Source organism: Candidatus Hadarchaeales archaeon (genome assembly GCA_038823825.1).
GTDB lineage: Archaea > Hadarchaeota > Hadarchaeia > Hadarchaeales > Hadarchaeaceae > JAVZGN01.
The window spans coordinates 1-24,577 of record JAWBCC010000005.1 but is presented as its reverse complement, the minus strand read 5'-3'; the positions used below and the strand labels follow the sequence as shown (position 1 = coordinate 24,577).

The window sequence follows — 24,577 nt, the reverse complement described above, 5'->3', positions numbered from 1 at the left end:
AGAGCTTGATTGGAATGATTCTTTGTGGAGGCTTGGGCAAGAGACTCAGACCTGCGACCGAAACCGTCCCTAAAGTCCTGTTTGAGCTAAAGCCAGGATACACAATTCTGGAAAGGCAGCTTTTCCAGTATAAAAGTGCGGGCATAAACCGTGTTATTCTCTTGACAGCCCACTTGGGGGAGAAAATACGCAAAAAATTCGGCGAGAGGCACATGGGTGTTGAAATAGAATATGTGCAGGAGAAAACACCGATGGGGACTCTAAATGCGATAAGGCTTGGAATGGAGACCGCCAGAGAGGACGCTGTTATTAGCAACGGTGATGTGATAGCAGATCTGAACATCAAAAGAATGTACGAGAAGTGGAAAAAGTCGGGAACCTTGGCATCGATTTTCGCAGTTAGGATGCGCAGTCCGTACGGGATACTGAATCTCAAAGGTGGAAAAATCATAGGTTTTGAGGAAAAACCGGTTTTAAATCATTTCATAAATGGGGGATTTTACTGTATGTCTAAGAGAATTCTCCCAATACTTCAGAAGTATATGGTTGGGGATATCGAAAGAACCGCTTTTCCAGAGTTAGCCAGAAAAGGAAAGCTCGGCTACTACAAAGAAGACATACCGTTCTGGATTTCTGTGGATACCGAGAAAGACTTGGAAACCGCGAAGCTCGAATACCAAAACAGGATAGACAAACCTTGGGGCTATGAGAAAATCTTAGGAGTCAAAGAGGGCAGAATGGAAAAAATTCTCTATATAATGGCAGGTTACAGAACATCCATGCACTATCACGAAAAAAGGGACGAGGTGCTCAAGGTTATCTCAGGAAGAGGGTGGGTAGTCATGAAGGGAAACTCTAAAAAGCCCCTTTTGCCCGGACAGAAAATTCATTTGAGACCAGGCACCGTTCACTCATTCTTGGCGGTTTCAAACTTGATTTTACATGAATCGTCTACTCATCATCCGGAAGACATAGTGAGAGTGGAAGATTACTACGACTTTAGAATAAAATAAAAAAGAAAAACTTGGGGTTGTTGGCAGACTTTTAGGCTTTTTGGAATTTGCTCTCCAGCTTCTTCAGTACAGCTGGAAGCGTTGTGTATTCCATCGAATCTTTGCCAAGCCGGGCAGGCTCGAATTCACCCATCCTTCTGAGAACTCTGGCAAGCTCGGCGGCCTCTCTTCTAGCTGGTTCAAATGCTGGATCATCGAAGAGATCTGCAATCAGTGGTCTTCCATCATCGTCCTCCGCTATCTTTCCATTTACGACCTGGAATCCTAGCGCCACAATTCGAGGCGGCCCATCGAACGCCGTGCATCTCGCGTCCTTCAGTCCAACTGGCATCAGCGGTCCCCAGTGGCTTCCGCGCATCCATCCCTCAACGAAGTAACTGTGCATGAAGGGCGCTAGCGCTTCTCCAGCAGCCGGCAAACCATGCTGTGTTCTGACTATGCAGACCGGGTCGTCCTTTCCGACGTATTTTCCGGCTATCAGCCAGAGCTTTGTTGTGCTCGTTGTAGCAGCTACGAGGTTATCGCTGGCTCTGTAGACTCTTTGGATCACATACTGGCCAGGTGTGCCGATCAGAGCAATCAAATCGTACATCTCCTCCGGACACTTCAGGACGACTTTTTTGTCTTCGAAAATGTCCAAGACCTCAAACTTGAAACCACCGGTCATCGCTGGATCTATCACGAGTCCTGCAGTGTTGAATGGATCTGCGAAGATCCTGAACAGCGGGTAGTTGAACGCTCCAGGTTCCGTTTTGTCGGCGGCGAAGACGATGATCGGTTCCGCCTGTCTCTCTTCGATCTCCATTTCGGCGACTCCAGGACCAAGCCCCTTGATGTTTCCGCTGAATGCGGTCTTCAGGATATCTTGTCCGGCTGCGTAGAGCTTTAGTTCCATTGCCTTCTTTGCCGCCTCTTGGAAAGTGTCCCAAGCAAGTCTGTGAATCTCCTCATTGTTCTCGCCACGCTGATGAACCATCAGAAGCTCTAGGTCGTCCCCCGCGTGAAAGACATAGTAGCTGTTTATTAGCCCGCTCTTTTTGGCTTCGCTTAGCTTTCTTTCTGCAATTTTCATGAGAGGCTCTGGAACAGTGTGATGTCCTGCCAACGAACCCACATCGCACTTTATGACGGAAATTGTCGTTTTCATGTTTTTACCTCCTTTTTTAAAGAAAACCTCCGCTTAAAAAGGTTTTGTTTGCTATGAAAATTTTCTGGAGACTTTTAAACTTCCAGCCGCTAAAGAATTCTTTGAATGAAGATAGAGGTTACCAAGGTTGGATTTTCAGCCGCACATTTCCTCATCGGTCATGAGAGGTGTGAGCATGTTCACGGCCACAATTGGACGGTTGGAGTTTCAGTGAGCGGGGAAACGGACAAGAAAGGAATGGTTATAGATTTTGATCTTCTCAAAAAAATTTTGTCCGAGATCTGTGCGAAATATGATCACAAGCTTCTGTTACCTGGGAGAAGTTCTCATGTGACGTTAGAATCCGATGGAAAATCTCTCGCTCTAAAATCCGGCGGAAGAATGTACATTTTTCCCGAGCAGGATGTTCTCATTCTTCCAGTTGAGAATGTGACCGCAGAGGAACTAGCTCGTCTAATTTTATCAGAAGTTTCGGACAAACTGGGCGAGTTTAACAACATTTTGGAGGTGGAAGTCTGGGTAGAGGAGTCTCCGGGAAAGAGGGCCATCGCGAGCAGATCTCTAAGATGAAAGGAACTTACGCGTTATTTATCCAAGTCCCATTCGATGTTGAAATCGTGATCGGTGCCTTGGGGAGGAAAAGTTTTCGGGCGGGTTATTATGTCTATGTTGGTTCAGCAATGGGAGGTTTGAAAGAAAGAGTGAGGAGACACTTAGAAAAGAAAAAGCGGATGCATTGGCATGTTGACTATCTACTCACGAGAGCAAGAGTTGTAGACTTCATTTTTGCAGAGGGCAGAGGAGAGTGTGAAGTTGCTCGAAATCTCTCCAGTAGACTTCAGCCAATCGAGGGTTTTGGCTCCAGTGACTGCGAATGTCAGACTCACCTATTCTATCATCCAGAGATATCAGTTTTGATGTCGGTCACGGCTGATGCCTTCAAGGCTTGTGGTCTCAAACCACACGGGAGGGAGGCTCTTGGCGTTTAAATCGGAAAGAAAAAGAGAGCACTATTACTGTCTAGCGAAAAAGATTGGCTATAGGTCGAGGGCAGCCTTCAAGCTTATTCAGCTCAACGAGCGCTACAACATTCTCAGGAGAGGAGACGTTGTAGTAGATCTGGGAGCAGCTCCAGGTGGCTGGCTTCAGGTGGCTGCCGAAAAGATTGGAGAGGAAGGCTTCGTTCTAGGCGTGGACCTACAGCCAATAAAACCTTTGAAATTTCCAAACGTTAGAACGATTGTTGCAGATATCTTGGATTCCACCACGCCCGAACGCATTTTGAAGGAAATTCCTAGGAAAGCAGATGTTGTGCTTTCGGACGCATCTCCGAGGATAACTGGAGTATGGAGTGTCGATCACGCTAGATCTGCGGAACTTGTCCTCTCAGTCCTTAAAATTTGCCAGAAGATTCTCTCACCCGGCGGGCGGGCATTGGTCAAAGTATTCCAAGGTGAACAATTTCCAGAAATTCTCAAAGAATTCAGAAAAAATTTTGATTTTGTTAAAGTTTCTAAACCGATTGCCTCTAGAAAACAAAGTGCAGAGTCCTACATCATAGGAAAGGGTTTCAGAGCAGAAATCGAATGAATTCTAGTGGGTAACTATGGTTCGTGTGACGGAAGGAAAAGTAATACTAGAGGTACCGCGTCTCGAGGATTTCAGAGCTCCAACTGGAGATTATGTTCCATCAAGAGCAGACGTCTTTTACAATCCGCATGTGGAGATGGCTAGAGACATCGCTGTGGCCGTGGCACAGGCCGCTGTGGAGATTTTGGGAAAATTGAGAATATGCGATCCGTTTGCCGGAGTTGGCGTGCGAGGTCTGAGATATGCTTGTGAGGTGGAAGGAGTAGAACGGGTTGTCATCAGCGATGTTTCACAAAAGGCGATAGACATAATCAAAAAGAACTTGGAGTTGAACAAGCCTATGGTCGAGGTGTCCGTTGTCAGGAGCGACGCGAACGTTCTTTTGCACGAGATGCGCGGTAGATTCAATTTCGTGGATCTCGACCCATTTGGATCACCGGCCCCTTTTGTTGAGGCAGCATGCGTTTCTCTTTCCCGGGCGGGAGTGCTTGCGGTCACAGCCACCGATACGGCGGCGCTATGCGGTTCTGCTCCATCCGCATGTCTACGGAAGTACGGTGCGGTCTCTCTGAGGACAGAATACTGTCACGAACTGGGCGCGAGAATTTTGATAGGTTTCATTCAACGTGTTGCGGCAAAACACGATCTTGCTTTTTTCCCTCTTCTTACCCATTTGTCGAGACACCAGCTTAGAGTTTATCTTTTTGGAAAGAGAAGTTCAGGATCCGCTTTTGGAGTTTTAAAAGAACAAGGCTTTGTTTCCCATTGCTTTTCATGTAGCAGGAGATATTTGACAAAAGGAACTGCAGCGGAGCTCCCCTCAAGTTGTGATTGCGGAGAGGATTTAGCTCATGCCGGTCCTCTTTGGCTGGGCTCGATTTTTGACAAAAATTTTGTTCTAAAAGTCTTAGAAGGAGTAGGTCGGAGAAAGTTTAGACAGAGGAGTCAAGAGTTCAGGCTTTTGTCTATGTGCGTGAATGAGGCCGAGGGTCCACCAACCTTTTTTGATCTAAACGTAATGGCAAGCGTTGCGGGTATATCTCCTCCAAAATTCTCCCGCATAGAAGAAGCCCTAAAATCATCGGGATATTTCTTTTCCAGAACTCATTTCTCACCAACAGGTTTCAGGACGGATGCTCCATACGATTTTCTGATTTCTCTGTTCTGAGGACTTTCAAGATTTCTGACGCTATTTCTGTAGGCAATCTTTCACGGTTTTCGGGTTTTATCACCCAGATTTTAACGTCAGGCCTCTTTTTTATGTCCCCTATAAATCCTGTCATGCTTCTCATATGGATCGCGGCAAGAAGCGGCTTTGAAGAATCCAAAACAGTTGTGATAGCTTTCTTGAATTTTTCGCTGAAGGTTTCCATTGGCGCGATTTCATCGATAACGATAACATCCACGTGTTCCAAGCTGTTCAAGATGGACGTTTCTGACATATAATCTACATTTTCTACAATTACGCCGTATTTTCCGACCGATGGTCCTGCTTTGTGCCCGACGTGTGCAAGCAATCTCTCTTCCCCAGAAAGAATGTTCTTCATTTTGAATCCGATCCTTTGACCACTTTCATCTCTGATTTCTGGACAGACTATTCCCCCTACCCTCACCCCTTGGTCGATTAAAATTTGAACGGTTTTGGCGACAATCGTGCTTTTTCCGCTTCCGGGTCTTCCTGTAACCAGAAAGTTCTTCAACACCAACAAATCTTCATTTCTTGAAGCTCTTAAGTAAAACCGAAGCTTCAGCATGAGCTTTTTAATCAAGATTTCAGGGCTTTAGTTAGGGGGATAGCGCTGAAGGTTCTGATAGTTGGAGATGAGTTTCCTCCGGATATTGGCGGAGCGGCGACCTATACCGCCAATCTCTGCAAGGCGCTTGCGAAGATTGGTGTGGATGTTACGCTGGCGCTCCCAGCGCGTCTCAGAGGAAGCGAATTCATCCCACCGGATGTAAATGTGAGTTATTTTGATGGATTCGTTATTCCCGTATTGATGCGTATGTTCTCTGGGAGGGCGGCGAAAAAGCTCAGGGACTTGATTCGTTATGGTGGCTTTGATGTTGTACACGGGCAGGATATTCACTCCAGCGCAGCGCTTTTCTCCATCTGGTATTGCAAGAGACGTAGAATTCCATCTGTGATAACGTGCCACACTGTTAGAAAGACGATTGGCAGGTGGTCCGTTCTCTATCATCCAATGATGAGAGTGGTCAAAAAGGCGACGATGGTGATTGGTGTGAGCGATCAGGCGGCTGAGACGTGTGTGAATTTTGGGGTCCCTCCGTGGAAAGTTAGAGTAGTTCCGAATGGAGTCGATTTGTCTATTTTTTACCCTAAATCTGAAAAGGAGAAAGAAGAAGTAAAACGAAAATATGGTCTGGACGGAAAAGTGGTCTTTAGTGCGGTTAGAATAAAAAAACTGAAAGGAGTCCACGTTCTTGTGAAGGCTTTTGTTGAAATTGTGAAAGAAGTTCCAGACGCTAGGCTGGTAATCGCTGGAAAAGGTAAAGATCTCCCAGAGGTCGTGGAACTCGCTAGAAAACTTGGGATCCTAGAAAAGGTAAATTTCCTAGGGCCGAAGCTTGTAACGGAGATAGCCAAGCTGATGGCTGCAGCCGACGTTTTCGTTCTTCCATCTCTTTCTGAGGCCTTTCCAATGGCGATTCTTGAAGCCATGGCGAGCGGCACTCCAGTTGTATCGACAAGAACGACAGGTTCCAGCCTCATAGTCAGAGATGGCATTAATGGTATCTTAGTCCCAGTCGGAGACCACAGCTCTTTAGCGAAAGCCGTGGTAAGAGTTCTGACAGACGAGAATCTATCAAAATCGCTCCGGGCCAACGGTCTAGAAACGGTGCGAAATTTTACAATTGATGTCATGGCTAAAAGAGTTTTGGAGGTCTACGAGGAGGTAATTAGGCTTGCCAAGTGAAGCGGTTTTTTCCGTGGATGTTGAGCAGGACGCTCCGCCCTATCTGAAAACTTGGAGAGGGATTGAGGAAGGACTACCGAGACTTCTAAAGATGTTGGACGAATTGGGCATACGTGCAACTTTTTTCGTGACCGGCGAATGTTGTGAGCGATTTCCGGATAAAATCGCGGAAATTGCCAGAAATCATGAGGTGGGGTGTCACGGATACCTCCACGAAAGGCTTGATCTGTTACCCTTCGATGAACAGTTCAGGAGATTGAAACTCGCAACAGAGATAATCGAGAAGACGATCGAGAAAAGACCCGTCGGGTTTAGGAGCCCGAATTTCAGATGCAACAAACATACTTATCGGGCTCTTGTGAAGCTCGGATATTTCTACGATTCTTCTGTTCCCGTGTATGGGCTGGGGCAACGGCCAGAAACGTCGGGCCTGATCGAGATAATGAACACTATGCCTTCGAGCATTCTCCGATTACCCTCAGTAGTTTCTTTGTCTATAGTTCAGCTCGGTCTGAGAGTTTTCAGACCGCTTGTTTTGGATTTTCACCCATGGGAGCTCGTGGAGATGAAAAATGTTAGATGGGATTGTCGTTTCGCAACAGGCAAAGTCGCTGAGGCACGTTTGAGGAAGGTGCTCACCAATATGCTACGTATAGGTGTAAAGTTTCGAACAATGGAGGAAGTTGCAAAAGAATTGCGCAATCGTAATATTTATAAGTAAAAAAATATTACTCCGATAGGGGGTGCTGAAGAATGGCTTGCTTTGTAGTTCCGCTTTTTCTAGGAATTTTGACCACACTTTTATCAAAAAAGTTTCCCAAGGAATGGCATGTTGGATGGTTAAATGCAATGCTTTGGGGAGGCAGTTTGATGCTAATGGTCGAGCATGTGGCGCATGGGGAAATTGTCCCGTACCCACCGTTTTTAACAGGCGGAAACGTTTTCGGGGAAATGCTTCACATTGGCGTTCCAATGGCTCTGGCTTCTGTTTTCGTCTGGGTTGGCATAGTTAAGATCAATGCGAGCATAATCAAGCGTGCTGAAAGTGGTCTAAGGACGAAAACAGGAATCTTGAGGTGATTTTTTGTGGCTGGTTACAACATTTGTCGCGGCCATCATCGTGACAATTCTCTGGCTTTTTGCCCCGAAGCGGTATAGATTGGACATCTTGGGTCTCATGTTGTGGGGAGCGACCATCATGATATTGGTAGACCATGTGCTTGGCTATGAGGGGGGAGAGTTTTTCGAGATGGAAACTGAAGGGATGATATCGAATGGGATCCTGCTCGGGCTCGTCATGCTTTTACCAGTATTTTTGGTCTGGATGGCATATCTTCTATTTCTCCAAAAGAAGCAGCGGGTTTAGTTTTGTCATGAGAATTTTTGGACGCAAGAGATAAATCCAAGTCTGTCGAGAAAATTTTGGCGGCCAGGGTAGTGTAGCGGTTAGCATTCGGGACTGTGGATCCCGCAGCCCGGGTTCGAATCCCGGCCCTGGCCCCTTAACGGTTTAAACCCTGCGACACGGTTTTTGTTTGGATGAAAAAACCGTACGTTATAATGAACGCAGCCGTTACAGTCGACGGAAAAGTTGTCACCGTCGGTGGAGACAGTAGAATATCTTGCGAGGAGGACTTGGACAGACTTCACAAGCTCAGATCGGAGGTTGATGCCGTAATGGTTGGAGCGGGAACGATTCTCTCCGACGATCCCTCTCTGACGGTTAGAAGAGTGAAAGGCAAAAACCCGATCAGAGTAGTGGTCGATGGTAAGGCGAGAATACCACTTTCTGCAAAAGTTCTCCGGGGAGATCCGAAAACGATAGTTGCAGTCTCCTCGGAGGCGAACAGAAGAAAGGTCGAGAGCATAAGGAAAACCGGAGTGGATGTCTGGATCTTTGATGGAGCGAAAGTAGATCTGAGAAAGCTTTTAGAGAAACTTTCAGAGCTTGGTGTGAAAAAGATACTTCTGGAAGGAGGACCCACTCTTAATTGGGAGATGCTCAAGCATGGCTTGGTGGACGAGATAAGGATATCGATCGCTCCTGTGATCGTTGGAGGAGAAAGAGCCAAAACGCTTGTTGAAGGTGAAGGAATTCCGCTCGTCAAGAAGGGAATAAAGCTCAAACTAACTGGTATAGAAAAAGTTGGAAAAGATCTTCTTCTGATTTACAAAGTTGGTGAACGGCAGTGTTGAAAAAAGTCAGAGATGGCTTCATAATCTTGGGTGTGGGACATGTTTTACCAGAAAGCGTGAGAGAAGTTAGGGAATTGATAGCGAAAGAAAAACCAGAGGTTGTCTGTTTGGAACTCTGTCCAGCGCGCTATCATGCTCTAACCTACGGAACTTGGAAGACTCAGAATTCGTCTATTCTTATCCGTTTAATTTACATCTTTCAAGAAAGGTTAGCAAAATTGACGGGCTCACCAATTGGAGAAGAAATGCTGACAGCGATTGAGGAAGCTAGAAAAGTGGGAGCTCTGATCATGCTGATCGATCAGGATATGGAGATAACAATTCGACAGCTGATGGGGATTCCGCTTAGGGAAAAGTTTCTGATGGGTCTTCAAATACTTTTTTCTCTTTTCATGCCTTTCGAGAAGAAAATCAGCGATCTCACGGAGGAGGAAACGGTGGAAAAGCTTTTGTCGGATTTTAGAAAGTTCTTTCCGTTCACGTACAAAATATTAGTTGAACAGCGGAATGTCATAATGGCAAATAGACTGCTTCCTCTTCTAAACTCCGATAAGAAAGTCGTGTGTGTTGTTGGAGCCGCGCATGTTAAAGGTATCCTGCAGATTCTGCAGAATCATGCCGAAAAATCTTGGTTTTCTCTCCGTTTGGATTTCTAAAAAGTTCTTTTCTATAGGATTTGCAGTATCTTTTGAAGGTCTTTCGATATTTTGGTTTTCAAAAGTTTGTTTGGTTTTCCAATTGCTTTTTCCAGATTTTCATCATATCTCACATTGCCAAGAAACCTGATTTTGTATTCCTTGGAGAGTTTTTTGGCCTTATTGCCATCCCCCATGTTTTCTATAACTCCGGAGATTTCCACTTCGAGTTCTTTAAGAGCGAGAATCAACCTCTTGACAGTTTCGATCGAAAGAAGAGAAGGAGTAGTCACGATTACAAACTCCCCCCTCTCAAGAATTTTGCTGGTTTCGAGAATCTCCTCACCAGTTCCAGGGGGCATGTCAATCACCAAAAAGTCAAGTTCCCCCCATCTCGTTATTGCCAAGAGCTCTAAGATGGACTGAGAGATGTCGCTCCCTCTCCACAAGATCGGTTTTCGTCCGGCAAACGGAACAATAGACATTATTTTTATTCCGTTGAACTCGTGTGGTATTATTCCTCTATTCTCTCCGAATCCAACTCTCGCTCCGAGAATGGTGTGTGCAGATGGCCCGTGGAAGTCCAGATCTAACAAGCCTGTTTTTCTCCCAGACGAAGAAAGGAGCAGAGCAGAAGCTGATGAAAGCACACTTTTGCCCACACCCCCCTTTCCGCTGGCGAAACAGAGTATTCGTTTTACTCTAGACATCATGCGTTTTGCCGCTTCTATTCTTGGATCACGAAGGATTCTATACAAACTCCCCTACCTCCGGAGATTTCAAAGTCTGACGAACCACAGTGCGGACATCTTAAGTGAATCTTTGAGCTCTCAGGCAAGAAGTGTACGAGTTCCGCAATTTCTGTATTCGAACGTGAAAGGTGCAGGCGCCATCTTTTGTGACATTCGTGGCACTCAAACTCTGTTCTCTCGATCTCAACGTCGATTTCAGCTATTTCTTTTCCCTGTTCGATCTTGGAAATTTCTTTAACGGCGAATTCCAAGATTTCTAAATCTATTTGTTGCAGTTCACCGACTCGAAGTTTTACTTTTTTGACTTTTTTTCCTCCAGAGCTCTTCAAGACTGTTGCGACTATTCCTTCAGCGATAGCCCATTCGTGCATCTGTAAATTGAATATACGAGGCGTATAATCTAAATTTCCCCTCCAAGTCAAGTAAAGACAAGAGTGGCATGCTTTTCGGCATTGACCGAAAGCAAGCAATCCTTTTAAAAATTGCTGAGAATTCTTTAAGGCCAAAAATGGACGAACAAACTTTGCAAAAATTGAAGACGATGCTCGATGTTCCCATCGAAAGAGTTGAGGAGACAGATAAGGGATTAATCGTTTATGTCCCGAAAGACAAGATCGGCCGTGCTGTTGGTCAAAATGGTCTTGTTGTGCGCGCCGCGGAGCTGGTCTTAGGCATCAAGCTTGAGGTTCGGCCGGCCACCTAATCGCTTTTATTTAACGTGCGAATAAATAATGGAACGGAGGTGGGAAAGAATGACGAAAGAGAAAATGACTGAGGCGTACATTTTGATAACGGCAGCGATTGGAAAAGTGAAGAAAGTGGCCAAGGCGTTAACGAAAATCGAGGGCGTGAAATCGGTTCACGTGGTCACAGGGCCATACGATATAATCGCCTTTGTTGAAGCGAAGGATATGAACACCCTCAGCAGCGTGATAATTGAGAAAATACACAAAATAGCAGGGATAGTCGACACGAACACCGCAGTGGTCGTTGATATCTAGGGTTTTTACTCTATCTCCAAACTCATGTCAATCGCCGGAGCTTTCATCGTCATGTAACTTGAGGAAATTACGTCGACTCCAGTTGCAGCATAGTCAGATATATTCTCCGGGCCTATTCCACCAGAAACCTCTAGCTTGACCTTTTCTCTCAAACCTTTTCTCTTCAAGAGTTTTGTGACTTCTTTCACTTCTTCGACGCTCATGTTATCGAGCAGAATTATGTCTGCTCCCGCTTCTGCCGCTTTGACGGCATCCTCGATATTTGTTACCTCAACTTCGACAGGAGTTTTGCCGGCCTCTTTTGCTTTCCTTACAGCCAGTTCAACGGATCCGACGAGCTTTAGGTGATTATCCTTTATTAAAATCATTTCACTTAGGTTTTTCCTGTGGGTACTTCCTCCACCGATCATTACAGCTTTTTTGTCCAGCCCGAGCAAAAGTGGGGCAGTTTTTCTCGTTGCAGCGATTATGATATTTGGATTTTTTCTTCTCGCAAGTTCAAGTAGCTTTTTTGTTGCAGTAGCTATACCACTCATTCGCATGAGCACGTTCAGGGCCATTCTTTCTGCCATGAGGATTTTCCTAGCTGGTCCTTCGACTTCCATTACAACATCGCCTTTCTTTATTTCCTCTCCATCTTTCCTCAGAATCTTCGATTTTACACCGACTTCCGCAAAAATTCTAGAAGCTTCTTCTGCTCCGGCCAACACGCCGTCTTGTTTTGTGATTATTTTTCCTTTTGCTCTAACTTTCCTGCCAATGAGAATTTCTGAGGTTATGTCCCCTTTTCCGACGTCTTCTTTCAGCATTTGTCTGATGAGTTTTCTATCCATTATCACTCACCAATCTTGAGAGGCTCTTGCAAGCTCTTGAGAAGCCTCACAGTGGAGAGGGCTGCCAGCATGCTTGTCTTGGCTGACTCGGCCGTAGGTAAATTTTTGGCGATTATGGAATATTCGCCAGCAACCCCCCTAATGTGTATTTCGTGTATGTTTCTCTTCAGGGTTGGGTCCACGATTATTTTCACTTTGGTTTTGTCAAATCCGACACCAGCCAGACTCACCGTTGCGGCCACATTTACACTCGCTGGAAAGAATTTTACGGCCTCCTTGGCTGGTCCCTCAAAAATGACCTTCGGATGCCTCATCTTTTTTAGATCAATTCTTTTTCTTTTGACATACTCGCTATAGCTGAGCGCTCTGGGCGGTTTTCTCGTGATTATCAGTACCTCGTCAACTTCTCGTATGCTTATTGCTTTTATCCCATCGACTCCTAAGATCGCCCCCGACGGAACGTATATCTTCTTTCCAGTCTTTTTTGCGATCTTTATGAGCGAGGAAAGAAGTTTTTTGTCGGCCAGCGCTCCAACACTTAAAATCACCAAATCTTTTCCGGCTTTCAATATCTTTTCGGAGTACTGTTTGACAGCCTCCTGCGAAGCGGTTTCTACCACAATGTCTATTTCCTTGTCCGCGAGCATCTCTTCAATAGTTTTGAAGATTTTCGGTTTTTTTCTAAGTGTTTTCGAGAGTTTTTCTGCAGCTTCCATCTTTTTGTCAAGAACCCCGACTAGTCTCACTTCTCCCGCCTCTTCTATGTCTATCTCTTTTGCCAAGATGCTACCGAGAGCGCCGCATCCGATTATTCCAACTCCCAGCATCGAGAATTTCTTTCTTTTAGCTTCTTATAAAAATCCAATATCCGTTTGGGTTATTTGGTCTCTCGAACAGAGAGTAGAACCGATGGAGGACCAGCCAAAGACCGAAGGTCTGCTTAACGTGACTGCGGGCCAGTTGGGTGCGTCGCTTTTGGGTGCTCTGTTCTGGATTTCTCTCGCAACTCTCATACACCCTAACGCATATGGATATCTGAGCTGGCTTTTCTCGATCGGGATGTTTGCTTCAATTTTCTGCCTTCTCGGTTTCGAAAAAACCATCGTTGTGTTTGGAAAGAAAGGAGAAACAGTTTCCAAGTTCTTTCTGATAGTTTTAGCCACGAGTGTGTGGATTGCCATCGCACTTTCTCTCTTTGTTCACTGGATAGTTGGAATTTCGGCTCTCGGATTTTCCCTTTTTTCACTCGCTGTTCATCGCGAACTTGCTAGAGAGGACTACGGCCGTTATATGTGGATGTGGCTTGGTTCAAAATCCTTATCCATATTTCTCGGTTTTCTGCTGTACAGATTTTCCGGACTAGTGATCTACATACTTCTCGGATTTGCTCTGGCTCATCTCATTTTCTCGATCCCGCTTTTTTCTCTCAGAATTTCCAAGCAGAGTCCAACAAAGGAGGAGATAACCTTTTCTGCTGGAGCTCTCGGTTCAAATGTTGTTTCGGGCTCGATGCAGTTCGTCGACAAAATTATAGTAGGCATGCTCTTCGGGATGTCCACGCTTGCAGTTTATCAACTTGCTTATAGGATATTTGTTTTGTTTTCCGTGGTCTCCCAAATTTTCTTCTTTTATCTTCTTCCAAAGAAATCGAACGGCGAAGACACTAGAAAAATTGAAAGAAAAGGACTGCTTCTATCAGCAATTCTGTCGTTGATCGTTTTTGTGTTATCTCCCCTCTTGGTTCGGCAAGTTTTCCCAAGCTTTCAGGAAGGTGTGAAGGCATGTCAGATAGCCGGACTTGCAATATTTCCATCATCACTTTCCGCCATCATGTTCTCGGAACTATATGGTAGAAAAAGACCTCAACTGATTTTCCTGTCACAGATTGCTGGACTTGCTGTCTGGCTGGGCACAGCGATTGTTTTTGGAAATCTTTACGGCGTGACCGGCCTCGCGGCCTCAGTGCTTACCATGCATTCGATAATCGCTTTGTTTTCCTTGGTTTCGGTCTCACAACCCAGACTACCAGTTTTTTATAAAAAAATTCTGCAGGGTCTGGCCATCATGCTTATTTTTTCGATTTCTCTGCTTGCAGTCGCCTACATTTATGGGGAGCGAACGGAAATCTCCGGAAACATTCTTCGCGAGACCAGACTGATTATGGACACGTATGCGACGATAACAGTTTGCCATGAAAATTTGAAGCTCGCGAGGATAGCAGTTGACGCCGCCTTCCGCGAAATTTCGAGAATTGATTCTCTGATGTCTGAATTCGACCCAAAAAGTGAGATTTATTCGCTCAACAACTCTGGCGACTGGGTTTCGCTCTCACAAGAAACGATTTTTGTGCTAAGCAAAGCGAAAGAGTATTCGAAGATTTCGGGCGGTTGTTTTGACATAACCGTGAAGCCGTTGGTAGATCTTTGGATGAAAAAGACGAGGGAAACGGGACGAATGCCTAGCCAAGATGAGTTGGAAAACGTTTTAAAATTCGTCGACTGGTCAGCTGTTCTTCTTACGGAAAATGCCGGAAAATTAGCGAAAGAAGGAATGAAAGTTACCCTCGGCGGAATAGCAAAGGGGTACGCGGTTGACAGAGCTTGTGAGGTTTTATCATCTTACGGAGTCGAAAACTTCCTCGTCGACATAGGCGGAGACATGAGGGCATTCGGGAGAAAGGGAACAGAGCGCTGGAAAATAGGAGTTCAGGACCCGAGAAATCCAACAAAGCTCGTAGAAATCTTGGAGATCGAGAACGCAGCTGTGGCAACTTCCGGAGACTATCAAAGATTTTTCTTTTTAAGCGGAAAGAGAATTCATCACATCGTGGATCCTAGAACTGGGTATCCCGCAGATTTGTCGATGAGCGTCACCGTCATTGCTTCAACATGCCTAGATGCAGATGCTCTGAGCACAGCGGTTTTCGTGATGGGTCCTGAAAATGGAGCGGAGCTAATCAGAAATCTCGGTCTGAGCGCCTTGATCGTCTCATCTTCCGGAGAAATCCTCAAAGTTAATTGGTCCGTAGTTTGAAGATTACTTTTCTAGGACAAACTTCAGCGCACTTTCCGCATCCAGTACAGATAGAATAATCTATGATCGCGAGGTTGTTTTCGATTTTTATCGCCCCGACGGGACAGGCCTTTGCGCATAGGCCGCATCCAATACATCCATTCTTGCACACGCCGACAACAGTTTTTGCGTTGTCTCTAGAGCTGCACGAAACAAATACGTACGCACCCGCATTTACGAGATTAATTACGTTCTTCGGACAGGTTTGTACGCAGAGACCACATCCAACACATTTGTTTTTATCTATTTTGACCTCACCCTCGGAGATTGATATCGCATCAAAAGGACAGACTCTGACACAGTCCCCTAAACCCAGACAGGCATACTTACATTTTTTGAAACCGCTTGAAACAAGCACAGCAGCCGCGCATGTCTGAACTCCGACATATTTAAACTTGTTTTCAGTTTGGAAAGTACATGCTACAATTGCGATTTTCTTAGAAATATCTTGCAGGCTGACCCCCAAAATTTCTTCGATTTTTCGTCTGTTATCCGGTTCCAGAACTCTACATCTTTCCAAATATGTTGGATCTTTTAGCGAAGCGGAGGCCATCTCTTCACAATTTGCGAAACCGCATGTCCCACAGTTTTTTCCGGGGAGAAGTTCGACTATTTTCTCCAGTCTTTCATCAACCTTCACCTCGAATTTTCTGGCAAGGTAGACCAGAACTACTCCAAATGAAAATCCAAGCCCACCCAAGATGAGAGCTTCAATCATTTTTTCACACCATCCCTCCAAACCCCATGAAGACCATAGCGAGAAGGGCAGCGATTATGAAGCCGATTGGAGATTCTCTGAATGATTCGGGTATTTCTGCGATTTCAAGCCTTTCTTTTATTCCGGCCATTAGTAGGATCGCGAGAGCGTAACCTATGCCGGCAGAAAAACCGCTAACGGTGGACGCAACGAAAGAATATCTTTCAACCTCCGTGTTGATGAGAACTACACCAAGAATCGCGCAGTTTGTTGTAATGAGGGGTAAATATATGCCCATCGCTCTATAGAGACTGGGAGCTTTTTTCCTCACTATCACTTCAACCATCTGAACGAAACTGGCTATAACTAGAATGAACACTACTATTCTCATGTACTGAATACCTGCAGGCACAAGCAGATATTCGTACACAAACCAAGTGATCGCAGCGGAGCATGTCATCACGAAAGTCACGGCGATCCCCATTCCGAGCGCATCTCTTATTCTTCTCGAAACCCCGAAGAACGAACAGAGACCGAGAAATCTCGTGAGCACGATGTTATTGACGAGTATCATTCCGACTGCTATGGCGAGCAGGTTCTCCAAGCATCACACCCCTTTAAGCAACCCCTTCTTCTTGAAAATCGCTATGATTATCCCGATCGTGAGAAAAGCTCCTGGCGGAAGAATCATCACTCCGATTGGCGACCGGGTAAAAGAGGGAATCACCGTATATCCGAAGATCTCTACATAACCTCTTCCGAGCAATTCTCTTATTATAGAAACGACGACAATGGCGGCCGAAAATCCGATCCCCATGCCAGCAGCATCAAGTATTGATTCTCTAACCGGATTTTTCGAGGCAAATGCTTCTACTCTCCCCATAACTATGCAGTTCACGACGATGAGTGGGATGAATATTCCCAAAACTTCGTAAAATCTGGGCAGGAAGCCGTGGATGAGGAGGTCGATGATGGTTGTGAAGGTTGCAATTATGACAATGAAAGATGGGATTCTCACATTTCTTGGGATCCACCTTCTAACCATCGAGATTATCGCGGCCGACGGGATCATCACGAAAAGGAATGCGGCGGACATTATCAAGGCGTTTTCGACAGCTGTCGTAATCGCAAGCGTAGGACATAGACCAAGCATGAGGTAAAATATCGGATTTCTTTTCAAAATCCCCTTTGTGAACTCCTTCATCCCGCGGACCCCCAAAGATAAGCCAGTTCGAGCATCTTCTCTCTGACAGCTTCCACGACTGCCCGCGAGCTTATGGTAGCCCCGCTTATTGCGTCTATTGTTCCACCATCTCTCTTGAGCATTACCTCATCGACGCTTTTCCCCTCAAATTGAGCAAGAAAGTTTTCTTCCGTTATCCTTGCCCCGAGCCCTGGAGTCTCGCTCTGTTTTAGGATTTTGACCTTTTTGATAGTCCCATCTTTGTGGATTCCAATCATTAACGAGATGCTACCACCATATCCCTTCCCTTCTGCCATCGCTATGTATCCCTCCAATTCTCCATTTTCTTTGCTCCGCGCGAGATATATCCCGTTTTCTTCTGCGAATTCCGAGGAGGGAAAAATTTCGGACAAAAGTCTGATCATTTCAGTGTTTTCAGTTTTTTCTATCCTTTCCTTCACGAGATTGTGGACTGCAAAAAGGCAGAAACCGGAAATTATGCAGATTATGGTCAAAACCATGATCTCTCTGGTATTCATGTTTTCACCTTTGTGGTTCCATAAACCTTGGGTTTGATGACCTTATCTATCAAAGGTGTAAAGGCGTTCATGATGAGAATCGAGAACGCCACACCTTCAGTCATCCCACTATACATTCGGAAAATGACAACCAGAATTCCAGCCCCGACACCAAAGATCACTCTACCCTTCCCGGTCAATGGAGTGGTCACATAGTCCGTTGCCATGAAAAATGCTCCAAGGAAAAGTCCTCCCGCCAGTATGTGGAAGATCGGATCCTGACCGAGCAGAAACATCAGGAGCCCAACGGTTCCTATGAAAGAGACTGGAATCTTCCAGTCTATGTATTTTCTGGAAATCAGAAAGAGGCCGCCTATGAGCAATGCCAGAGCGGAAGTCTCACCTATGCATCCGCCAACATTTCCGATGAAAAGTTTGAAATAGGGAGTGAGAGTGTTTTGAAACTTCCATAATTGAAGTGGGGTAGCCGTGGTTATTCCGTCAGGACCCACCCACTCGGGCCATTTTCTCATCAGAGATGGCCAAGAAAGGGCAAGAAAGATTCTTCCAGCCAATGCAGGATTAAAGATGTTGTGCCCGAGTCCTCCGAATGCACATTTCACAATCGCTATGGCGAAAAATGCCCCTACAGCTGGTATCCAGAGAGGAACCGTGGGTGGAAGTGTGAGAGCGAGCAACAAACCTGTGAGAATCGCGCTCCCGTCATTTCTGAATTTTCTTTTCATTAGCTTCATTGCGACGTATTCGGTAACCACGGCCGTCAGAATTGATACAGCTATCACGGCTAGAATTTCGATCCCGAAAAAGTATGCCCCAGCCACGACCGCCGGAACGAGCGCGATAATGACGGAATACATTATCTCCTCTACTGTTATGGAATCTTTTATGTGAGGACTTGGAGAAACAACCAGCTTGTTCATGCGGATCTCCTCAGTGCATCTTTTGCTAGCTTGATATATTGCACGAGGGGGATTTTTGAGGGACAGACATAGGCACAGCATCCACATTCATCACAACTGGTCACCCGATATTCCAGACATTTGTCAAACATTTTTTTCTTGGAAAAAGAAGCGAGCATGGTTGGTTCAAGCCCCATCGGGCAAACATCCACACACCTTCCGCATCTTATACAATCTCTCTCTTCATCTTCTACGGATTTCATGAGCAGAACGCAGTTAGTTCCCTTTATGACTGGTATATCGCACCACTGTGCAAAACCCATCATGGGACCTCCGGCAACTATCTTGTCATATTCTCTGGCTGGTCCGCCGCATTCTTCAATGAGAGCAGAAAAAAGGGTTCCAATTCTGACCAAGAGATTTTTCGGTAATCGGACTGCGCCGGTGACTGTCACTATCCGCTCAATCAGAGGTTTTCCGTCTAGAATAGCATCAGCCACTGCCTTCGCTGTAGCCACATTTTGAACCACCACTCCAACGTCAAAAGGAAGACCGCCAGCTGGAACCTCTCTTCTGAGTAATGCTTTGATTAGATGTCTCTCATCACCTTGTGGATATCTAGATGGTAACACCGCGATTTTTATTCGTTCTGTTTCAAATTTTTTCAGCTGTTGTTCGGCGTCTCTCTTGTCCTCCTCGATTGCGATGATTGCTCTTTCGGCTCCGCAAACTTTCATCATTATCTCCACACCCCGCATAATCCGCTCTGGATACTCGAGCATCAGACGGTGATCGGCTGTGATGAAAGGTTCTCCCTCGCAGCCGTTGATTATGAGAGTATCAACCTTCTTTGGGGGGTTCAGTTTCACGTGAGTAGGAAACGCCGCCCCTCCGAGCCCAACAATTCCAGCTTCTCTTATTTTCGAAAGTATTTCCTCCCTTCCGGCTTTCTCCGGATCGATTCCGGAAGTTTCTACCCATTCATCAACACCATCGCTTTCGATGAATATGCTCGGAACCTCTTCTCCGGTTGGAATCGGATGCATCCTGACCTCTTTGACGACTCCCGAAATCGGCGAATGAACTGGAGCAGAAAGATTCGCATGGGAATCCCCAATTTTCTGTCCAGTTTTAACCTTCTCTCCTTTTTGAACTAGTGGTTCGCACACCGCCCCTATGTGCTGCTTTAACGGCACGACGACGAGAGACGGAAGCTTCATTCTTTCGATCGTAAAGCCAGCCGTAGGCTTTAGGTGAGGAAGTTTTATTCCTCCTTTAAATTTTCTGAACACCTCATCCCCTCTGTAAAACGAGTTTGTATGTACTACTTATATGTAATCGTGAAAACATCATTTTCTGAGCGATATGGACATATCGGACTATCTGCTGATATCGACGGCAGCAATTCTCATAATTTCTGTTGCGTTTTTCTCAGTTATGCTTGCTGTTCCGAACGTGACGCTCGAAGCCTCTGTGCAAATTGCTGAAAACGGAATGGCAATTATCCTATTGCCGGAAAATATCCGGGGTGATAGAGAAAATATCGAGAATACTGATTGGACTTGGGCAATCTTTAGGAACGACAGAAAGCTCGTGCGGGGTGAGGGAAATTCGCTGATTATAGAAAACATCCCGGTCATTATCAACTGTGACATAAGAATCGAAAATGGGGATGTTCTGAAAATATGGTATCGCGGTCTCCTTATATTTAAAAGGGAGATTTCAAAGTGAGTGGGATGGAAATCCCGCTTTTCATTTCCCTGATTTTCACATCACTTGCAGCGTATACCGATATCAGGCGAAAGATAATACCAAACAAAATCACATATCCAATGATTGCTTTTGGCATAATCTACCACGGTGTTTCCGGAGCGGTGAGGGGTGAAATATGGGAGATTTTTGCAGGGGCGCTGGGAGCAATCGCGGCATTCATTTTAGGGATAGCTCTCTACTCGATCGGCGGATGGGCGGGCGGGGACGTAAAGCTTTTTACTGGTCTAGGTGCGCTTCTTCCTTTCACGACTGGGTCTCCTTACCCGCTTTTCATTTCAGTTCTCTTTAATTCCGTTATTTTAACAGTGTTTAGTCTCCCCTTTTTTGCCATAATCCGAAGGAGAAAGGGTATTTTTTATCAGACAGTTCATGTGGATGATTTGAAGGAAGGAATGATACCTGCGGAGACTATCGCCCATCAAGGAAAAGTCTACGGAGATCCGAAAAGAGCGGCTGGTCTGACCAGATATGAGGTGAGAGAGATAAAGAGGTTAGCTCATGAAGGAAAGATTCCCAAAAGAATAAGAGTAAAAATTGGAACACCATTCGCACCGATTCTTTTTGCAGGGCTGGTCTTGGCAGTTATCATAGGAGATATATATTGGGCATTGATTTCGCGCTTTCTGGAGTTTACGTAAAGTTTTTACCAAAAAACAATAAAAAATTTTTAGGGAGAAGTCTTGGCCAGGTATTTCCCCTCTCGCTTTCTTATGTATGTGCTAGTGTTGACGGTATTCATTTCTATAGTTGGGACTCCGTTAACTGCTGCAGAGTGGCCAGTCGGGAGAGGAAACCCAGCGAGGACAGGCAAAGCCGAGTCAAAACCTTTTGCCCGGATAACCCGTCTCGAATTGAAAGGTGAAAACAGGCTGGGTTCAAACCATCTTGGCTCGCCAGTTGTAGCGGATTTGGGTGGAAGGAAGGTTATATTCGTGGGTTCGAGGGACAACAGGCTTTATTCGATAAACGCCGATGGTTCGATAAAGTGGAGTTATTCAACGGGTGGTCCGGTTTACTCGACCCCGGCGGTTGGGGACGTTAACGGAGACGGAAAACTGGAGGTTGCGTTCAGCTCGCTTGATGGCTGGTTTTACGTTCTGAACGCGGAAAATGGAGATCTCGTCTGGAAGTTCAACATCGGGATGGGTTCGCAGGCCGCCCCAGTGATCTATGACGTGAACGGTGACGGAAAGCCGGAAATCGTCTTCAATCTTGGCTATCCTTCCACGATTTTCGAGCTCCGTCCGTATGTTTACGCCCTTAAAGGTGAGAACGGCTCCGTCCTCTGGACGGTCTCTATAGACGGAAATGTCTTCTCGGCTCCAAGCGTTTCGGATGTTGATGGTGACGGGAAAGTCGAGGTAGTTTTCGGTTCCGTCAACGGAAAAGTCTACGTCGTTTACGGTGATAACGGGCAGATAAAGTGGAGCAGGTCTGTTGGAGGTAAAATATATTCCACTGTTCCGATCGCGGACATAAACGGAGACGGTTCCCCAGATTTAATAGTCTGCACTTGGGAAAACGGTGTTCATGCTTTAAGAGCAAGTGATGGACAACCGATCTGGTCAGTCCCCTTTTCCACAATTCCTTACGTCCAGACGGATCCAGCAGTTGGAGATCTGGACGGAGACGGAAAGGTTGAGGTTGTTGTAGCTTCGAGGGCTGGAAGGGTTTTCTGTCTCAAAGGCGAGGACGGTACGGTTCTCTGGTCGTTTGGAACAAGCAACGAGATCCTCTCATCTCCAACGATTGCGGATGTCAACGGCGACGGCGTTTTTGATGTCCTCTTTGGAACGGATTCTGCGGAAATCGAAAACAGAGTAGGAGAAAACGCCAGGATATACGCGCTACATGGGAAAAACGGAGCTCTCCTCTGGGCGTATGAGCGACCGGGAAACGTAAGGTCAGAAATGGTTGTGGTAGATATCGATGCTAACGGCTGGCCTGATATTTTGGTTACAGGATACCTGGATGACCGCGTAACGCTCTTTAGAACTGTTACGGTTCTTTTTGAGGACATTCCTGCGGAACTCGAGAACATGATTCCGGGAGAACGTGAAAACACAGTTTTTTCGATAACTGACAACTGGAAACTTCACAAGGGAGCGGAGATCAGGCTTGTGGAGACCAGCGGTTACTGGGTTTACACAGGTGAGAACACATACTTCACTGGAGGTTACGGAGAGGCCGTTGTTGGAACTGATAAACATCTTTACATTGCTAGATGCTGGAGTGCGACGGATCGGGCGTATTTCGTGAGATACAATCCAGAAAATAAATGGTGGGAAGGCTTAGCTAGGCCTCCTGATGGCACCTTCCGTTCAGGGACCGTGCTCGCTTGGGACAACGGAGACCGGATATATGCGCTGGCCGGAGGGAGAACGGATGACAATCGCTACGAATTCTGGTGCTACATCATCTCTGAGAATCGATGGGTAAGGCTTGCCGACACTCCCTACGTAAACCCGGTGGGCTCTTACGAAAATTATGCTGGACAGGGGGCTGGGAATGCTCTCGTGTGGGTACCTGGTCGGGTTCTAGGAGTTTATGATGACAATTACCTCTACGCTTTTCTCGGGAAGCAAGCTAGACCTGGAGGTTATTATCGTGGTCATGCTTCGATTTTTGCTAGATACTCAGTTAGGGAAAACAAGTGGGAAATCTTACCGTTCCATCCAAATTGGGATAATCAGACGGACGATGGGGCTTCTTTGGTCTGGGCAGGTGGAAGGTATCTGTATGCTTTACAGGGTGAAGTGCCTGAAGCGACCCCCAACGGTAATTTTGCTAGATTTGATCTTCTCGAAAATCGGTGGGAGAATCTTCCCTCACTTCTCGAGTTGGAGACTGGAGGCGTCGGAGACGGGGCATCTCTCCTTTGGATTGGTGAAGAGGATTACATCTATGCGGCTGGAGGCGGATCATGCTGGGAAGAGCACAGCGACAACTTCTACAGATTTAACATAAAGGAAAACAAATGGGAGAGATTCCCGAATCTTCCTTGGCGCATAGACTACTATGTCGGACCTAGAATTGCCTATGCAGCTGGCAGAATACTCTTCTGGGCAGGGAATCCATCAGGATTGGGTGGCGGGGAAATATGGGAATTTAAGCAGCGTTTTGCTCTTTCAGGTTGGTATCTTTCTAGGGTTTTCGATCTCGGTGCTGTTGTTAGCTGGGAAAGGCTATCGCTCGAAGCAGAAACTCCAACTTTAACGATCGGTAGTGATGCCATCGTTTCTTCGGAGCCCAGAGTTCTGGCTGATTCATCTTTGAGAGTGGGGGCTTCTTCCGGTTTCGGGCGTACCAGAACCGTTGACGGGTTGTGCGAGATAATAAGCGAGGCGAGCAACGCGGTCGCAAAAACGTTGACGGAAGAATGGGAAAATCTACCAGCTTGGCCCGGATTAACAAATCAAAATGTTACAGCTTGTTATGCAGAAAATTCAGCTTCTGGGAAGAGATATATCTATGCGTTTGATACACGGTACATGTATAGGTTTGATATTTTTGAGAATGTGTGGGAAAATCTGGGAACAAATCCCGGATCGACCACCACTGCCGGGAGCGGAATGGTGTGGACTAAAGATAATTACATTTACATGACCAGAGGAGGATCCGGTACCCCCAACTTCTGGAGATACAACATTCCGGAGAATAAGTGGGAGACTCTTGCAAACACTCCGGTATATCAGTACTCCGGAAGTTGCATAGCATGGGGAGGTGGGAGCAGTATTTATGCGATACTTAACGGATCCTCCGAAAACGGGCTTTACGTATATTCTATAACTTCAAACACGTGGACCAAACTTTACAATCTGCCTTATGGAGGAACTCCACCGCCGCCCGCAAGCGGATCCTCACTCGTGGCAGTAGGAGGTTTCCTCTACTATGCTCCGGGCGGAACAAACCAGTACTGGAGATATAGGATTTCGGATAACACGTGGACGCAACTTGCATCTGCGCCAGCCAGCTGGGGAGCCGGAGGGGCCCAGGAAGTGATAAACGAGAATTACATATACGCGGTGCGGGGCGGAACAACAACGAGTTTCTACCGATATAATGTGGTCACGAACACATGGGAGTCGTTAACAGCTCTTCCAGCGACTGTTAGTTATGCGAATGATAGGCTCTCCTTTGATGGCGCGTTTCTTTATATGATTAGAGCAACTTCAGACAACCAGTTCTGGAGATATGCGCCAGCCTGGTGGGAGAATCTTTCACCCTGGCCAGGGATAGTGGGATCTACCGTCGCCTGCTACGCTGAAAACATCCTTTCTGGAAAGCGTTACATATATGCTTTAGAAAGTA

The 24,577-nt window shown here is 46.1% G+C and carries 29 protein-coding genes and 1 tRNA gene; 18 read left to right on the top strand and 12 right to left on the bottom strand.

Annotated features, from left to right (window positions below):
- The first annotated feature begins 14 nt into the window (after positions 1–14).
- Positions 15–1,013: a sugar phosphate nucleotidyltransferase gene (locus tag QXF64_05160; GenBank protein ID MEM1689866.1), complete on the top strand. Its 999-nt coding sequence runs from the start codon at positions 15–17 to the stop codon at positions 1,011–1,013.
- A 31-nt stretch (positions 1,014–1,044) separates the two neighbouring features.
- On the opposite strand, the gene fbp is transcribed toward QXF64_05160, so the two are convergent.
- Positions 1,045–2,160 (bottom strand): fructose-1,6-bisphosphate aldolase/phosphatase, encoded by a 1,116-nt coding sequence (fbp, locus tag QXF64_05155; GenBank protein MEM1689865.1) that lies wholly within the window; start codon positions 2,158–2,160, stop codon positions 1,045–1,047.
- Between the two features lie 105 nt (positions 2,161–2,265).
- Between fbp and QXF64_05150 the strand changes: the two genes are divergently transcribed.
- From QXF64_05150 to QXF64_05135, 4 genes are read left to right on the top strand one after another with little or no spacing between them, the layout of a single operon-like run.
- Complete coding sequence (locus QXF64_05150) at positions 2,266–2,730, top strand: 6-pyruvoyl tetrahydropterin synthase family protein (GenBank protein ID MEM1689864.1); 465 nt, start codon at positions 2,266–2,268, stop codon at positions 2,728–2,730.
- A complete protein-coding gene (locus QXF64_05145) occupies positions 2,727–3,149 on the top strand; it encodes a GIY-YIG nuclease family protein (GenBank protein MEM1689863.1) in 423 nt (140 codons plus the stop codon). The genes QXF64_05150 and QXF64_05145 overlap by 4 nt, the downstream gene beginning before the upstream one ends.
- The gene (locus tag QXF64_05140; GenBank protein ID MEM1689862.1) at positions 3,139–3,750 is read left to right on the top strand and encodes an RlmE family RNA methyltransferase; all 612 of its coding nucleotides are present in this window, start codon (positions 3,139–3,141) and stop codon (positions 3,748–3,750) included. Before QXF64_05145 ends, QXF64_05140 begins: the two co-directional genes overlap by 11 nt.
- Positions 3,751–3,766: 16 nt before the next feature.
- Entirely contained in the window at positions 3,767–4,918 is a 1,152-nt protein-coding gene (locus QXF64_05135) for a tRNA (guanine(10)-N(2))-dimethyltransferase (GenBank protein ID MEM1689861.1), read from the top strand.
- On the opposite strand, the gene QXF64_05130 is transcribed toward QXF64_05135, so the two are convergent.
- The gene (locus QXF64_05130; protein MEM1689860.1) at positions 4,875–5,450 is read right to left on the bottom strand and encodes an NTPase; all 576 of its coding nucleotides are present in this window, start codon (positions 5,448–5,450) and stop codon (positions 4,875–4,877) included. The two genes, QXF64_05135 and QXF64_05130, sit on opposite strands and share 44 nt — an antisense overlap.
- 93 nt (positions 5,451–5,543) lie before the next feature.
- Here QXF64_05130 and QXF64_05125 point away from each other — a divergent pair, with 93 nt between their 5' ends.
- The 7 genes from QXF64_05125 to QXF64_05095 all read left to right on the top strand — a co-directional run bounded on the left by QXF64_05125 (position 5,544) and on the right by QXF64_05095 (position 9,538).
- Entirely contained in the window at positions 5,544–6,686 is a 1,143-nt protein-coding gene (locus tag QXF64_05125) for a glycosyltransferase family 4 protein (protein MEM1689859.1), read from the top strand.
- Positions 6,676–7,407 (top strand): polysaccharide deacetylase family protein, encoded by a 732-nt coding sequence (locus QXF64_05120; GenBank protein MEM1689858.1) that lies wholly within the window; start codon positions 6,676–6,678, stop codon positions 7,405–7,407. The genes QXF64_05125 and QXF64_05120 overlap by 11 nt, the downstream gene beginning before the upstream one ends.
- 32 nt (positions 7,408–7,439) lie before the next feature.
- Positions 7,440–7,766 carry a hypothetical protein gene (locus tag QXF64_05115; protein MEM1689857.1) on the top strand — a complete coding sequence of 109 codons (327 nt, stop codon included), beginning with the start codon at positions 7,440–7,442 and terminating at the stop codon, positions 7,764–7,766.
- A 4-nt stretch (positions 7,767–7,770) separates the two neighbouring features.
- Positions 7,771–8,052 (top strand): hypothetical protein, encoded by a 282-nt coding sequence (locus tag QXF64_05110; protein MEM1689856.1) that lies wholly within the window; start codon positions 7,771–7,773, stop codon positions 8,050–8,052.
- Positions 8,053–8,114: 62 nt separating this feature from the next.
- Positions 8,115–8,186, top strand: a tRNA-His gene (locus QXF64_05105).
- A 39-nt stretch (positions 8,187–8,225) separates the two neighbouring features.
- Positions 8,226–8,882: a 2,5-diamino-6-(ribosylamino)-4(3H)-pyrimidinone 5'-phosphate reductase gene (locus QXF64_05100; protein ID MEM1689855.1), complete on the top strand. Its 657-nt coding sequence runs from the start codon at positions 8,226–8,228 to the stop codon at positions 8,880–8,882.
- Positions 8,879–9,538, top strand: a complete 660-nt coding sequence (locus QXF64_05095) for a TraB/GumN family protein (GenBank protein MEM1689854.1) — start codon at positions 8,879–8,881, stop codon at positions 9,536–9,538. Before QXF64_05100 ends, QXF64_05095 begins: the two co-directional genes overlap by 4 nt.
- A gap of 11 nt (positions 9,539–9,549) precedes the next feature.
- Here QXF64_05095 and QXF64_05090 read toward each other — a convergent pair whose 3' ends face one another.
- On the bottom strand, positions 9,550–10,275 hold the full coding sequence (locus tag QXF64_05090) for a P-loop NTPase (GenBank protein MEM1689853.1): 726 nt from the start codon (positions 10,273–10,275) through the stop codon (positions 9,550–9,552).
- Positions 10,245–10,640, bottom strand: coding sequence for a hydrogenase nickel incorporation protein HypA (gene hypA, locus QXF64_05085; protein ID MEM1689852.1), 396 nt, complete (start codon positions 10,638–10,640; stop codon positions 10,245–10,247). The genes QXF64_05090 and hypA overlap by 31 nt, the downstream gene beginning before the upstream one ends.
- 137 nt (positions 10,641–10,777) lie before the next feature.
- Here hypA and QXF64_05080 point away from each other — a divergent pair, with 137 nt between their 5' ends.
- Positions 10,778–10,972, top strand: a complete 195-nt coding sequence (locus QXF64_05080) for a hypothetical protein (GenBank protein ID MEM1689851.1) — start codon at positions 10,778–10,780, stop codon at positions 10,970–10,972.
- Between the two features lie 49 nt (positions 10,973–11,021).
- A complete protein-coding gene (locus QXF64_05075; protein MEM1689850.1) occupies positions 11,022–11,270 on the top strand; it encodes an Lrp/AsnC ligand binding domain-containing protein in 249 nt (82 codons plus the stop codon).
- A 5-nt stretch (positions 11,271–11,275) separates the two neighbouring features.
- Here QXF64_05075 and nadC read toward each other — a convergent pair whose 3' ends face one another.
- The gene (gene nadC / locus QXF64_05070; GenBank protein MEM1689849.1) at positions 11,276–12,103 is read right to left on the bottom strand and encodes a carboxylating nicotinate-nucleotide diphosphorylase; all 828 of its coding nucleotides are present in this window, start codon (positions 12,101–12,103) and stop codon (positions 11,276–11,278) included.
- Positions 12,104–12,105: 2 nt separating this feature from the next.
- Positions 12,106–12,930, bottom strand: coding sequence for an aspartate dehydrogenase (locus QXF64_05065; protein MEM1689848.1), 825 nt, complete (start codon positions 12,928–12,930; stop codon positions 12,106–12,108).
- A gap of 82 nt (positions 12,931–13,012) precedes the next feature.
- Between QXF64_05065 and QXF64_05060 the strand changes: the two genes are divergently transcribed.
- On the top strand, positions 13,013–15,136 hold the full coding sequence (locus QXF64_05060; GenBank protein ID MEM1689847.1) for an FAD:protein FMN transferase: 2,124 nt from the start codon (positions 13,013–13,015) through the stop codon (positions 15,134–15,136).
- Here QXF64_05060 and QXF64_05055 read toward each other — a convergent pair.
- The 6 genes from QXF64_05055 to rsxC are packed head-to-tail and all read right to left on the bottom strand — an operon-like array spanning position 15,117 to position 19,785.
- Positions 15,117–15,893, bottom strand: a complete 777-nt coding sequence (locus tag QXF64_05055; GenBank protein MEM1689846.1) for an RnfABCDGE type electron transport complex subunit B — start codon at positions 15,891–15,893, stop codon at positions 15,117–15,119. The genes QXF64_05060 and QXF64_05055 overlap by 20 nt on opposite strands.
- A 4-nt stretch (positions 15,894–15,897) precedes the next feature.
- Positions 15,898–16,476: an RnfABCDGE type electron transport complex subunit A gene (locus tag QXF64_05050; protein ID MEM1689845.1), complete on the bottom strand. Its 579-nt coding sequence runs from the start codon at positions 16,474–16,476 to the stop codon at positions 15,898–15,900.
- A 3-nt stretch (positions 16,477–16,479) separates the two neighbouring features.
- Positions 16,480–17,076, bottom strand: coding sequence for an RnfABCDGE type electron transport complex subunit E (locus QXF64_05045; GenBank protein MEM1689844.1), 597 nt, complete (start codon positions 17,074–17,076; stop codon positions 16,480–16,482).
- Positions 17,073–17,594, bottom strand: a complete 522-nt coding sequence (locus tag QXF64_05040) for an RnfABCDGE type electron transport complex subunit G (GenBank protein MEM1689843.1) — start codon at positions 17,592–17,594, stop codon at positions 17,073–17,075. The genes QXF64_05045 and QXF64_05040 overlap by 4 nt, the downstream gene beginning before the upstream one ends.
- Entirely contained in the window at positions 17,591–18,514 is a 924-nt protein-coding gene (locus QXF64_05035; protein ID MEM1689842.1) for an RnfABCDGE type electron transport complex subunit D, read from the bottom strand. The genes QXF64_05040 and QXF64_05035 overlap by 4 nt, the downstream gene beginning before the upstream one ends.
- Entirely contained in the window at positions 18,511–19,785 is a 1,275-nt protein-coding gene (gene rsxC, locus QXF64_05030; GenBank protein ID MEM1689841.1) for an electron transport complex subunit RsxC, read from the bottom strand. The genes QXF64_05035 and rsxC overlap by 4 nt, the downstream gene beginning before the upstream one ends.
- Positions 19,786–19,858: 73 nt before the next feature.
- Between rsxC and QXF64_05025 the strand changes: the two genes are divergently transcribed.
- The 3 genes from QXF64_05025 to QXF64_05015 form a co-directional block, all read left to right on the top strand.
- Positions 19,859–20,224, top strand: a complete 366-nt coding sequence (locus tag QXF64_05025; GenBank protein MEM1689840.1) for a hypothetical protein — start codon at positions 19,859–19,861, stop codon at positions 20,222–20,224.
- Between the two features lie 5 nt (positions 20,225–20,229).
- Entirely contained in the window at positions 20,230–20,904 is a 675-nt protein-coding gene (locus tag QXF64_05020) for a prepilin peptidase (GenBank protein ID MEM1689839.1), read from the top strand.
- An 87-nt stretch (positions 20,905–20,991) separates the two neighbouring features.
- Positions 20,992–24,577, top strand: a 3,586-nt coding sequence (locus tag QXF64_05015; protein MEM1689838.1) for an FG-GAP-like repeat-containing protein, incomplete at its 3' end; no start/stop codon positions are given.